This is a genomic window from Neisseria sp. P0008.S004 (assembly GCF_051962755.1).
Classification (GTDB): Bacteria; Pseudomonadota; Gammaproteobacteria; order Burkholderiales; family Neisseriaceae; genus Neisseria; species Neisseria subflava_A.
This window is the reverse complement of sequence record NZ_JBQCUZ010000009.1, coordinates 1-12,554: the sequence shown is the minus strand read 5'-3', so window position 1 is coordinate 12,554 and position 12,554 is coordinate 1. Positions and strand designations below refer to the sequence as shown.

General features: G+C 53.9%; 11 protein-coding genes. 6 read left to right on the top strand and 5 right to left on the bottom strand.

Annotated elements, in window-relative coordinates:
* Nucleotides 1-38 precede the first annotated feature (38 nt).
* On the bottom strand, nucleotides 39-1,337 hold the full coding sequence (locus ACTHSW_RS09600) for a M16 family metallopeptidase (protein ID WP_107768576.1): 1,299 nt from the start codon (nucleotides 1,335-1,337) through the stop codon (nucleotides 39-41).
* Between the two features lie 58 nt (nucleotides 1,338-1,395).
* Nucleotides 1,396-2,745, bottom strand: a complete 1,350-nt coding sequence (locus ACTHSW_RS09595; protein ID WP_070504072.1) for a M16 family metallopeptidase — start codon at nucleotides 2,743-2,745, stop codon at nucleotides 1,396-1,398.
* 194 nt (nucleotides 2,746-2,939) lie between these two features.
* Between ACTHSW_RS09595 and ACTHSW_RS09590 the strand changes: the two genes are divergently transcribed.
* Entirely contained in the window at nucleotides 2,940-4,118 is a 1,179-nt protein-coding gene (locus ACTHSW_RS09590; protein ID WP_004519232.1) for a phosphoglycerate kinase, read from the top strand.
* A gap of 167 nt (nucleotides 4,119-4,285) precedes the next feature.
* Here ACTHSW_RS09590 and yccS read toward each other — a convergent pair whose 3' ends face one another.
* The 3 genes from yccS to ACTHSW_RS09575 all read right to left on the bottom strand — a co-directional run bounded on the left by yccS (nucleotide 4,286) and on the right by ACTHSW_RS09575 (nucleotide 8,947).
* On the bottom strand, nucleotides 4,286-6,421 hold the full coding sequence (yccS, locus tag ACTHSW_RS09585) for a YccS family putative transporter (RefSeq protein WP_070504069.1): 2,136 nt from the start codon (nucleotides 6,419-6,421) through the stop codon (nucleotides 4,286-4,288).
* Between the two features lie 163 nt (nucleotides 6,422-6,584).
* On the bottom strand, nucleotides 6,585-7,814 hold the full coding sequence (locus ACTHSW_RS09580; RefSeq protein ID WP_070461557.1) for a PilT/PilU family type 4a pilus ATPase: 1,230 nt from the start codon (nucleotides 7,812-7,814) through the stop codon (nucleotides 6,585-6,587).
* An 86-nt stretch (nucleotides 7,815-7,900) separates the two neighbouring features.
* Entirely contained in the window at nucleotides 7,901-8,947 is a 1,047-nt protein-coding gene (locus ACTHSW_RS09575) for a type IV pilus twitching motility protein PilT (protein ID WP_004519239.1), read from the bottom strand.
* 117 nt (nucleotides 8,948-9,064) lie between these two features.
* On the opposite strand from ACTHSW_RS09575, the gene ACTHSW_RS09570 reads away from it, so the two are divergent.
* The 5 genes from ACTHSW_RS09570 to dksA all read left to right on the top strand — a co-directional run bounded on the left by ACTHSW_RS09570 (nucleotide 9,065) and on the right by dksA (nucleotide 12,268).
* Complete coding sequence (locus tag ACTHSW_RS09570) at nucleotides 9,065-9,778, top strand: YggS family pyridoxal phosphate-dependent enzyme (protein WP_070461558.1); 714 nt, start codon at nucleotides 9,065-9,067, stop codon at nucleotides 9,776-9,778.
* Nucleotides 9,775-10,170 carry an RNA-binding protein gene (locus ACTHSW_RS09565; RefSeq protein WP_070461559.1) on the top strand — a complete coding sequence of 132 codons (396 nt, stop codon included), beginning with the start codon at nucleotides 9,775-9,777 and terminating at the stop codon, nucleotides 10,168-10,170. The genes ACTHSW_RS09570 and ACTHSW_RS09565 overlap by 4 nt, the downstream gene beginning before the upstream one ends.
* A gap of 90 nt (nucleotides 10,171-10,260) precedes the next feature.
* Complete coding sequence (gene proC / locus ACTHSW_RS09560; protein WP_070461560.1) at nucleotides 10,261-11,058, top strand: pyrroline-5-carboxylate reductase; 798 nt, start codon at nucleotides 10,261-10,263, stop codon at nucleotides 11,056-11,058.
* Nucleotides 11,059-11,060: 2 nt separating this feature from the next.
* Nucleotides 11,061-11,618 (top strand): YggT family protein, encoded by a 558-nt coding sequence (locus ACTHSW_RS09555; RefSeq protein WP_070461561.1) that lies wholly within the window; start codon nucleotides 11,061-11,063, stop codon nucleotides 11,616-11,618.
* Between the two features lie 233 nt (nucleotides 11,619-11,851).
* Nucleotides 11,852-12,268, top strand: coding sequence for an RNA polymerase-binding protein DksA (gene dksA / locus ACTHSW_RS09550; protein WP_049344904.1), 417 nt, complete (start codon nucleotides 11,852-11,854; stop codon nucleotides 12,266-12,268).
* Nucleotides 12,269-12,554: the final 286 nt, after the last annotated feature.

Sequence of the window (12,554 nt, the reverse complement as noted above, 5' to 3'; positions counted from 1 at the left end):
TGAAAAATCTTTCAGACGGTCTGTTGTTTTAAAGCGTTTTATTCTGCACCGACAACGACGGTGTTGAGGTCTTTGAATTTAACGCGGCGTTGCCATGCGTCGCGGACTTGTTCGACGGTCAGGCTGTTGATGGCTTTGGGGTAGGCTTCTAAGTAGTCGTTAGGCAGGTCGTAGAGGCCGATCAGGCTCAGGTAGTTGAGCAGTTTGTCGTTGGAGTCGTAGCGCAGGGGGAAGCTGCCGACGATGTTGGCTTTGGCCTGTTTCAGCTCGGCTTCGGTCGGGCCTTCGGCGATAAACTGCTCGATGACGGCTTGGGTGTCGGCCAGTGAGGCTTTGGTGTTTTTCTTTTGGGTGGAGTAGGAAACGGCAAACGTGCCTTCTTCTGTCGCCGGGGCGAGGCTGCTGTATACGCCGTAGGTGTAGCCGTGTTGGTCGCGCAAAACTTTCATGAGGCGGCTGTCAAAACCGCCGCCGCCGAGGATGTAGTTGCCGGCAATGAGGGCGTAATAGTCGGGGTCGTGGCGTTTGAAGAGGGAAGTGCCGAGCAGGATTTGTGCCTGCGTGCCGGCAAAGGGGATGTCGCGGCGTTGGGCGGTTTGTTTGGGAACGGGCGGGATGGCGTGGGTTGCGGTGGCTTTGGCCGGCAGGTCTTTGAGGACGCGTTCGACCAGTTGCTCTGCCTGTTTGCGGTTGAGGTCGCCGACGATGGCGACGATGGCGTTGTCTTTGCCGTAGTGGGTGCGGTGGAAGGCGCGGATGTCGTCCAGACTAACTCGTTTGAGGCTGTCGACGGTTATGTTTGCGCCGCTGCCGTAGGGGTGGTTCGGGTAGATGAGCTTGGTCAGTTCGCGCGTGGCGGTGTAGTCGGGGGTGGTTTCTTGTTGTTGCAAGCCGGTAATGGATTGGATTTGACGGCGGCGGAAAACGGTTTCGTCAAAGCGCGGACGGGTCAGCGAGTGGTTGAGCAAGTTGGCGGCTTTGTCGCGGATGTCGGCTTTGCTGAGGCTGCGGAAGCCTGCGGATGCGCTTTCGGCATTGCTGTCGCTGCTGATTTGTGCGCCGATGTTGTCGGCTTCGGCATTGAAGGCTTCTTCGTCCAGCTCTTGGGTGCCGTCGGTCAGGAGGGAGGCGGTAAATTCGGCAACTTGGCTTTTGCCGTCCGGATTGGCGACGCTGCCTGCGCCCTTGAAGCTGACTTCAAGGTCGATGATGGGGTTTTCGTGGCGTTCGACAAGGAGGATTTGGGTGCCGTCGCGGTTGCGCCAGCGTTGGATGTCGGTGGCGGCTTGGACGCTTAAGGGCAGGAGGAGGGCAAGGGCGAGCAGGGTGGGTTTCATGTTGTGGCTTTCTGTTAAGGCCGTCTGAAAGGGTATGGGCTTTCAGACGGCCTGATGTTTATTGGCGTTTGGCAGCTTTTTTGCTTGGCACGGTGGCAGGTTTTTGCGGCTCGATGATGACGGTACTCATGCGCTCGTCGGTCAACATCCGGGCGGCGGCCTGTACTTCTTGCGCGCTGACTGCCTGTAGGCGGCGGTGGATTTCTTGTTCGTCGGTATATTGGAAACCGCGCGCTTCGAGGCGGCCCATCATGGAGGCTTGGGAAGACATGGAGTCTTTGGCGTAGATTTCGCTGACCGCTGCTTGGGTTTTGACGCGCTGCAATTCTTCTTCGGAAACGCCGTTGTCGGCAATGTCTTTGATTTCTTGGCGCAGCTGGGCAATCAGGGTATCGGTTTTCACGCCTTCGGCAGGCATGGCCATTACGCTGAACAGCGGCATTTCACGGCTGATGATGTCGTAATGCGTTCCTGCGTTCAATGCGGTTTGCTTGCCGCGCACGAGGTTTTTATCAAAACGGCTGGACGCGTTGCCTGCCAAAATATCGGAGAGGATGTCGAGGGCGAAAGGCATCGTGTCATCGAGTTTTTGGAGTTTCGGCACACGGAAGTTGATGGCAATCAGCGGCTGGTGTGTAACCGGAGAAGTGGCTTTGACCGTAACAGGCTTGCGCAAATAGGGTTCGGTATGGAGCTTGTTGCGCGGCGGCTGGGCTTTGGCCGGAATATCGCCAAAGAGTTTGGCGGCCGTCTGAAGCGTTTGTTTGGCATCGACATCGCCGACAATGACCAATACGGCATTGTTGGGCGCGTAATATTGTTTGTACCACGCGCGCAAGTCGTCGGCTTTTAGGGTGTGCAAATCTTTCATGTAGCCGATGACGGAGGCGCGCATGGACGGTTGGGTAAAGGCGGCAAGATAGGCTTGCTCCCACATTTTGCCGTCGGCCGTGTCTTCCGTGCGCTGGCGGCGTTCTTCACGGATGACGTTCATCTCGTTGAGGAATTCTTTGTCGCTGAAGTTGAGGTTGTGCATGCGGTCGGCTTCGAGCTTCAGAATCTCGGGCAGGTTGGCGGCGGCGACGTTTTCGTAATACACCGTTTCATTGCGGTTGGTGTAGGCATTGTTTTGTCCTCCCAGCTCGGATACGCGGCGGTTGAATTCGCCGGAGGGAACGTCTTTCGTGCCTTTAAACATCATGTGTTCCAAAGCGTGGCTCAGGCCGCTTTTGCCCGGTTTTTCATCCACGCTGCCGATTTTGTACCAAATCTGCGAAACGGCCACAGGCGCGCGGTGGTCTTCTTTGACGATGATTTTCAGACCGTTGGGCAGGGTTTCGGAAAGCGTCTGCGCCCATGAGGCGGCAGGCAGCGCGAAGGCAAGCATTAAAGTAATTCGGCGTAACATGGTTCAATCCGTAAAATGAAAATCAATTGCCAAAGTATAGCGGAAAATCTGAAAGATTGGCCGAATGTTTCAGACGGCCTGCAGCCTTATCTGCTGATTCACATCAAGCGCGGCCGTTGCCAATCTTTACCGTCGCCCCTCATTCGCGGATAATCCCAAACATTCCCGTTTCCAACCATCACAAAGGAATCATCATGGCATTTTTGAAACTGACCGAACAAAATGTTCAAGGCAAAACCGTTCTGATCCGTGCCGATATGAACGTACCGTTTAAAGACGGCAACATCAGCGACGACACCCGTATCCGCGCTTCGCTCGCATCCATCAAATACTGCTTGGATAACGGCGCGTCTGTGATCGTGATGACCCACCTCGGCCGTCCGACCGAAGGCGAATTCCATCCTGAAGACGATGTGGCGCCTGTTGCCGCGCATTTGGGCAAACTGTTGGGTAAAGACGTGAAAGTATTGAACGACTGGCGTGAAAACAAACCGACTTTGAACGCCGGTGATGTCGTGATGCTGCAAAACGTGCGCATCAACAAAGGTGAGAAGAAAAACGACTTGGAGCTGGGCAAAGCCTACGCTTCTTTGTGCGACGTGTTCGTCAACGACGCATTCGGTACTGCCCACCGCGCCCAAGCTTCGACTGAAGCCGTTGCCCAAGCCGCACCGGTTGCCTGCGCCGGCGTGTTGATGGCGGGCGAACTCGACGCTTTGGGCAAAGCCTTGAAACAACCGGCTCATCCGATGGTTGCCATCGTTGCCGGCAGCAAAGTATCTACCAAACTGACCATCCTCGAATCTTTGGCCGACAAAGTCGACCAACTCATCGTCGGCGGCGGCATCGCCAACACCTTCCTGTTGGCAGAAGGCAAAGCCATCGGCAAATCTTTGGCCGAACACGATTTGGTGGAAGAATCCAAAAAAATCATGGCGAAAATGGCGGCTAAAGGCGGCTCTGTTCCGCTACCGACCGATGTGGTTGTCGCTAAAGCCTTTGCCGCCGATGCGGAAGCTGTGGTGAAAGACATTGCTGACGTTGCCGAAGACGACATGATTTTGGACATCGGCCCTAAATCTGCCGCTGCTTTGGCCGATTTGCTCAAAGCTGCCGGTACGGTCGTATGGAACGGCCCGGTCGGCGTATTTGAGTTTGACCAATTTGCTGGCGGTACCAAAGTATTGGCCGAAGCGATTGCCCAAAGCGATGCGTTCTCGATTGCCGGCGGCGGCGACACTTTGGCGGCGATTGCCAAATTCGGCGTAACCGATCAAATCAGCTACATCTCCACCGGCGGCGGCGCGTTCCTTGAGTTCTTGGAAGGCAAAGAGTTGCCTGCCGTTGCTGCTTTGGAAAAACGCGGCGCATAATCGGTTTTAATATCGATTGTTAAAAATAAAGGCCGTCTGAAATCTGGAAATCAGGTTTCAGACGGCCTTTTGTTTTTTGGTTTTTATTTGAGGAAGTGTTTAGCTGGATTCAACGCCGATGGTTGGCAGACTTGTTGCTAAACAGGCTGGAAAGCGTCCGGCTCTTTTCAGACAGCCTCTACGTCGGCTTGTCGGTGCAATGCCTGATAGCACGGGGTAAGCTGGCGGATGATCAGGTCGAGCTGGTGTTTGAGGATGTGGTCTTGCTGCGCTTGTGTGTTTTGTTCAAGCTCGGCAAATTCCTGACGGATTTGGGTCATGGCCGTTTCAAAAGCTTCGGGGTCGGTTTGGGGCATTTGGGTCAGCAACTCGGCGATGTGGTGGGTCAGCTTGGCATAGGGCGCAAAGCCGTCGTTGCCGTCGATTCGGACTTGGTCGCGGTATGCACCGAGCGCGGAAATGTGGCCGGTCAGCGCATAGCTGGTTTTGAGCAGGGTAAAACTGTCTTGCAGGCGGTCTTGGTATTTTTTCGGGTTGCTGCTCATGTCGGACAGGGTGCTGCTGAGGGCAGCGGTGCTTTCGTGGGCTTGGCGGCGGGTGAGGCGGTAGTCGAAATCGTCGCGGCTGCCGTTTTGCAGCTGGTCGAGGATGGCGTCGAGATAGCGGCCGTTGGCAGTAATGGTTTGGGCGGCAGTATGGCTGAGGGTGAGGTAACGCCAATCGGGCCAGAGGTAGGTGGCGGCGGCCCATGCGATAACGGAACCGACGATGGTGTCGATGATGCGGATGGGCATGGCGTGGTACACGTCCAAACCGGCAAGCGAGAGGCTGGTCAGGGCTTGGATGGTGATAAAGAAGGTGGAGAAGCTGTATTTGTAGCTCCGGGTCATGAAGAACAGGGTGGTGCTGGCGATGACAATCCAAAGCTTGGTTTCAACAGACGGGGTGAAGTAGGGAACGAGCGAACCGACAATTACGCCGAGAATCGTACCGGCGATACGTTGGTACACGCGGCTTTTGGTGGCGGTGTAGTTGGGCTGGCAGACGAAAAGGGCGGTCAGCAGAATCCAGTAGCCGAGATTGAGATGAAGGATTTCGACAATGATGCAGGCCGCGGCCACGACGATGGAGAGGCGGGTGGCATGGCGGAAGACGCCGGAGTCGAAATTGAGCTGGCTGAGGACGGTCTCGCCGATATTGCGGAATTTGGTGTTTTCAAGGGCGGCGATGCGGGTGTCGGCGTTGTCGTTTTCGGCAAGGGACGCATCGTTTTGCAGTTGCCGCAGTTGGTAATCGACGCTGCTGAGGTTGTCGAGCAGGCGGCGGATATTGTGGAGGTTGGCATTATCGGCATGGGTCTCGGCAAAATGGCTGAGGGATTGGCGGCAGCCTTCCATGGCGCGGCCGAGGCGTTTGCTGTATGCGTAGGGTTTGTTGTTGCGCAGGGAGGCGGCAACGTTGCGGCACGCCTGGCCTTGCATTTCGAGCAGGCGGCGGATGCGGAAGATGAGGTCGGTATTTTTGAGCTGCTCGGCCATTTCGCTGTAATCGACGTGGGCGGAGCTGATGCGTTCGTGCATGTCTTGCGCGCAGAGGTAGTAGCGCAGCATTTTGGCGGTACGCGGATGGCGGTGTTGGCCGCGCAACCGGTAGAAAAGTGCGCCGCGGCATTGGTTGAAGGCGGTAATCACGCCGGTGTTGCTCATGGCCAAGTCGATTTGGCGGTTGCCCAACCATGCGGCTTCGTCTGGATCGAAAAAGTCGGCTTTGGCATCGAAGTAGTTGCTGAGTGCATCATAGGCGTTGGCGACGGTTTCTTGGACAGGGCGGTGGGGCAGGATGATTTGGAAGATCAGGGTGTTGACGCTGTATAGAACAGTGCCCAACAGAATCATGACGGGGTTGGTCAGCCAGTAGGTCTCGGGGGTGTAGGTCAGCGTGGTGTAGGTGGCGACGGCGAGCGCACCGAAAGCGAAGGTGCGGTATTTGAGGCCGACGGTGCCGAGGATGGTAAAGCCGAAAGTCATCAGGGTCATGGCCAAGATGAAGGGAACGCCTGTGCCGATGGTGCTTTGGGCAAGCAGCGAAGAGAGGGTGAACAGGGCAACGGTGATGACGATGTTTTTCAGACGGCCTGTGAGGCGGTTGTCCAAGTCGACCAAACCGCCGGCAATAATGCCGAGTACGAAGGGCATGACGAGCTTAGGCGTGTTGAAGTGCCAAACGAGGGTAGCGGCGATGAACACGCTGGCGAAGACGGGCAGGGAGGCAATGATCAGAGGTTTGAGCGGCGGAGTTTTCATGATTGGGTTGTTTTATTTGTTATGAGATGAATGATTGGATTTTAACAGGATTTTCAGTCGGTTTCAGAATGCTTGAAATAGGATAAGGCCGTCTGAACGGATACGGGAAAATACTTGATTTCGTTTCCACATTTGTTCAGACGGCCTTTTTTGGCTTGCGCCATTAGGTCATCAGGTTGAGGTCGCTGATGCGGTCGTAGAGGCGTTCGGTATTGTTGCCCTCGTCGTGCATTTGAATGCGCAGGCGCAAATCGTTGGCGGATACCGCTTGGCGCAGGGCTTCGCTGAGTTCAATTTGGCCTTGTGCGTAGAGGGTGAAGAGATTTTGGTCGAACGTCTGCATGCCGTTGCTGCCGGAGCGTGCCATCAGGTCGCGGATTTCCAGCAATTCGCCTTTGAAAATCAAGTCCTGCATGGCCGGCGTGTTGAGCAGGAGGTCGGTAACGGCCGTGCGTTGGCGGTTTTTCTTGATGGTGAGGCGTTGGCCGATGATGCCGACGAGGTTCAACGCCAAATCCATCAAAACCTGTTGGCGTCGGTCTTCCGGATAGAAGTTGATGATGCGCTCGATGGTTTGGGAGGCCGTGCTGGCATGGATGGTGAAAACGCACAGATGGCCGGTTTGAGCCAGTTGGAGGGCGTATTCCATGCTTTCTTCGCTGCGGACTTCGCCGATACAGACGACATCGGGTGCTTGACGCATGGCGCTTTGAACGGCGGTTTTCCAGTTGTCGGTATCGATGCCGATTTCGCGCTGGGTGAAGATGCTGCGGCAAGGTTTGTAGATAAACTCGATGGGGTCTTCGATGGTAACGATATGGCCGGGCAGCTTTTGGTTGCGGTAGTTGAGCATGGAGGCCATGGTGGTGGACTTACCCGAACCGGTCGGGCCGGCGAGGATCAGCAGGCCGCGCGGTGCGAGTGCAAGCTCTTGGAGCTTTTCGGGTAAGCCGAGGGTCTTCATCTCGGGAATGTCTTGGCTGACGCGGCGCAATACCATGCCGACGCGGCCTTGCTCGTGGTAGGCGTTGACGCGGTAGCGCGTGTTGCTGCGCGATTGGACGGAATAGTTGATTTCCCAGTCGCGGTTGAAGGCTTCGAGCTGGTCGGGGTTCATGGTGGATTCGGCGATGGCGGCGGTGTCCGCGCCGTTCAGTGCTTTGTGGGGCATGGGCGTGAGGGTGCCTCCGACTTTGATGGCAGGGGGAAAGCCTGCGCTGATGAAAATGTCGGAGGCGTTGCGTTTTTCGGCCTCTTCACACATGCGGTCGAGCAGGGGATGAAGATGCGTACCGATTTCAGCCGGGGTGGGGATGTGCGGTGCTTGGTTTTTTTGTGAGTAGGCTTGCACCATTTCGCTTAACAGGTCGTGCAGAGGGGCGAGGTCGCTCATGATGATTCTCTTTAAAACGGGTATTCGGTCAGGCTGAAAGGCCGTCTGAAAACGGGATGATGGGGTTCAGACGGCCTGAGTATGGTTTAGAAAACAGAGAGGTTTTCGATGTTTTGCGCCTTACTGCGTGCCAGCTCGGGGCTGATGGTGCCTTGGCGGACAAGGGTTTGCAGGGCTTGATCGAGGGTTTGCATACCGTGGGCCTGACCGGTTTGGAGGGCGGCGTTGATTTGGGCGATTTTGTTCTCGCGGATGAGGTTTCGCACGGCCGGTGTGGAAATCAGGATTTCGTGTGCGGCGACGCGGCCGTTGCCGTCGCGGGTTTTCAGCAGGGTTTGGGAAATGATGGCGCGCAAGGATTCGGACAACATGGAGCGCACGATTTCTTTTTCGCCTGCGGGGAATACGTCGACAATACGGTCGATGGTTTTGGCGGCGCCGGTCGTGTGCAGCGTGCCGAAAACCAAGTGGCCGGTTTCGGCGGCGGTCAGGGCGAGGGAGATGGTTTCAGGGTCGCGCATCTCACCGATCAAAATCACGTCGGGGTCTTCGCGCAGTGCGGAACGCAGGGCGTTGGTAAAGCTGTGGGTGTGCTGATGCAGCTCGCGCTGGTTGATGAGCGCCTTTTTGCTTTGGTGGACGAACTCAATCGGGTCTTCGATGGTCAGAATGTGGGCCGGTTGGGTTTCGTTGATGTAGTTGACCATCGCCGCCAGCGTGGTGGATTTACCCGAACCGGTCGGGCCGGTTACCAAGACCAAACCGCGCGGATTTTCGGCAATTTTTTGGAAAATGCGCGGCGCACGCAATTCTTCCAGCGTCAGAACGGTGCTCGGAATGGTACGGAATACGGCGGCCGGGCCGCGTTCGGTCATAAAGGCGTTGACGCGGAAACGGGCAACATTAGGCAGCTCAAATGAGAAATCGACTTCAAAATCCTGTTGATAGAGCTTGCGCTGGTGGTCGTTCATGACCGAGGTAATCATGGTACCGACTTCTTCCGAGCTCATCTCGGGCAGGTTGATGCGGCGGATGTCGCCGTGTACGCGTATCATAGGGGAAATGCCCGAACTCAAATGGAGGTCGGAGGCTTTGTTTTTCACGCCGAACGCGAGTAAGTCGGTAATCTGCATAATGTGGCCTTGTTTTGGTTTAGAATAATAAAATCGCTTTATTTTAAATAGATAAATCCGTTCGACCAAGTAAAATTTTCAAAATGCCGAGTGATGAACGGGTTAAAGGAGAAAACCATGTCGGTATTGCAACAAAACTATCAGGACGTATGCCGGGCGGTTGAACAGGCGGCTGAGGCTTCAGGGAGGCCTGCGGATGCGGTAAAGCTGGTAGCGGTCAGCAAGACCTTTCCGGCAGACGACATCCGCGAAGTGTATGCGGCCGGTCAGCGCGATTTCGGCGAGAACTATATTCAGGAATGGTTTGAAAAAACGGAAACGCTGGCCGATTTGCCGGATATTGTTTGGCACGTTATCGGCGATGTGCAGTCTAATAAAACCAAATTTGTGGCCGAACGCGCACATTGGGTGCATACGATAGGCCGTCTGAAAACGGCGCGGCGCTTGAGTGAGCAAAGGCCGTCTGAAATACCGCCGTTGCAGGTGTGTATTGAAGTGAACATTGCCGCGGAAGAGGCGAAACACGGCGTAGCGCCCGCAGAAGCGATTGCGCTGGCCCTTGAAGTGGCCAAGTTGCCGAATATTAAAGTATGCGGATTGATGTGTGTGGCCAAGGCCGACAGCAGCGACGATGAGTTGCGCAGTCAGTTTCATACCATGCAGCGGTTGTTGGCCGAGTTGAATGCGGCAGGCGTCGAAGCAGATGTTTTGTCTATGGGTATGTCCGGAGATATGCCAATCGCGGTAGAATGCGGCGCAACCCATGTCCGCATCGGCAGCGCGATTTTCGGCAGACGGGAACAAAAACAAAAAGGAGAAGGCAGCCAATGAAACAGATTATCTCGGTCGTTTTGCTTGGTTTGACCTTAACGGGTTGTCGGTTGATGGGCTGGTATCAATGTGAATCCTTATCGGGCTGGTGCAAACCCAAAAAGCCGGCAGCAATAGATTTTTGGGAAATTAAAGGCGAACCGCCGCCTTCTATTGAGGATTTCCGCGGGAAGCGTTTGGCGGACGGGAATTATTCTATTGACGATAATGCTTATCGTACCGCAGCTAATGATTATTTCAGTAGGAAAATCAAAAAGTTTGAAGCTTGCGGGCTAGCTTGGCAAACCCGCGATAAACGCCCTTTAGCGGAAACTTTTAAAAAAGAAGGATTGGATTGTTTGGAAAAACAGGGTTTATACCGAACATCACTGCCCGAAAGCGTCCGTTGGTGAAAAGGTCGTCTGAAATTTTGTCGGTATGATGGAAACGGTATTTCAGACGACCTCAGCAAATGTATCTCATTTAAAAAATTAAGGAAATTTATGAACATCTACTTTTTAGGCGGCGGCAATATGGCGACTGCCATTGCAGGCAGTTTGGTCAAACAAGACGGCTATCGTGTCCACATTGTCGAACGCGGCGCCGAAAGACGTGCACAACTGGTGCAAGAATTGGGCGTAGCCACTTCTGAAAACCTGCCCGAATTGAGTGCGGACGATGTCCTCATTCTCGCCGTCAAACCGCAAGACATGCAGGTAGCCTGTCAAAACATCCGTTTGAATGGCGCGCTGGTGTTGTCTGTAGCGGCAGGTTTGTCCATCGATACCCTCAGCCATTATCTGGGCGGCACACGCCGTATCGTACGCATCATGCCCAATACGCCGGCCAAAATCGGCTTGGGCGTATCCGGTATGTTTGCCGATGCAGGCGTTTCAGAAGCCGACCGTACAGCTGCCGACGGCATCATGCGCTCTGTCGGCACGACCATTTGGCTGAACGAGGAAGAGCAACTCCACAATATTACCGGCATCAGCGGCAGCGGCCCCGCCTATGTTTTCTATCTGTTGGGCGCGCTCCAAAATGCGGCTTTGGCACAAGGTTTCAACGAACAAGATGCACGCGAACTGAGCCTCGCCACATTTAAAGGCGCAGTGGCTTTGGCCGAACAAACCGGCGAAGCATTCGCACAATTACAGCAAAACGTAACTTCCAAAGGCGGCACGACACACGAAGCCATCGAAACCTTCAAAGCCCGTCACGTTGCCGAAGCCATCGAACAGGGTGTAGAAGCCTGCGTCAAACGTTCGCAAGAAATGGCGCAACAATATAAGGCCGTCTGAACATGCGCGGCGACTTGCTCTTATTATTGGCAGACGCTATTGCCATCCTGTGTATCACGCGCTTTTTGCTCCGATACGCAGGATTGGCAGCAGAACACCCCCTGCTCAAATTCAGCATACAGGCAACAGGCTGGCTGACCAAACCTTGGCAAAAAGCATTTCCATCCGGCGAGAAAACCGATTGGTACTGCCTGCCCGCAGGTTTTCTGGTGTACTACCTTGCCTGTACCGCCATTATTTTCATCTCGCCGGCGCTGTCCATCAGTAATAAGCTGATTTTGGCAAACTTCTGGTTTGCCGCACTCCATATGCTGAAAGCCGCGGCCTATACATTACTTATCGGTCTGATTATTAGAATGGTGTCCAGCATACAGGGCCGCTATTCGCCGTTGACTTATGCCATCGAACGAATCCTGCAGCCATTGCTCAAACCGTTTTCCTTCTTGCGCGTAGGGCGATACGATTTTTCAGGCAGTTTGTTGGCACTTTTATTATGGTTGTGGCTGGCCCGATGGTTTCCCCAGCTTATCCAGCAAACCAACCTATGGTTGCTTCAATAGGCCGTCTGAAAGCGCAGCAGGTATTAACGACCAAAAATACAACGTCCTAAAAAGCGTTTTAATACATTTAGGTGTAAGGTAGTGCAAAAAAGTGCAAATCGAAATATAAGGAACAAATGAATAGGTAAAACATGATATGATTCGCCCAATTTCCAAAACGGAAATTCAAGAAAACCCAATAAAAGCAAACCCGTAGCATCCAAATCATTAACAACAAACCGAAAGCAGACACCATGGCAAAGCTGACAGAACAAGATATTTTAAACTGGGATGGTCCTGAAGAGGACTACATGAACAGCGACCAATTGGCCTTCTTCCGCGAACTACTGGTTAAAATGCAAGAAGAGCTGATTGAAAATGCAAACACCACTACCGGCCATCTTCAAGAGCACGAATCCGCTCCCGATCCAGCCGACCGAGCTACTCAAGAAGAAGAATACGCTTTAGAGCTGCGCACCCGCGATCGCGAGCGTAAACTTCTCAATAAAGTGCAAGCGACTATCCGCAGCATTGACGAAGGTGATTACGGTTTCTGTGCCGATACCGGCGAACCCATTGGCCTCAAACGCCTGCTGGCACGTCCGACCGCGACATTGTCCGTAGAAGCGCAAGAGCGACGCGAACGAATGAAAAAACAGTTCGCCGACTAAAATATAGATATAGAAACCATAAAAAAGGCCGTCTGAAAGAGCATTTCAGACGGCCTTTAGTTTGTGTTTTTTGTATATTTGGAGAGTGTAGAAAGGTTGTTGGAGTTTTTTATAAAATAAAAACCCTGTTAAAACAGGGCAGTGGTTAAATTTCTGGAAATAATTTTGCGAAAAGTGTTGACTGGTTTTGTTTGGAGGCGTATAGTTCTGTTCTTCGCTGCTGACGCGGTGAAGAAAACGAAGCAGACAGTATAACACAGTTAGTTAGAATTTTCGATAATTTTAG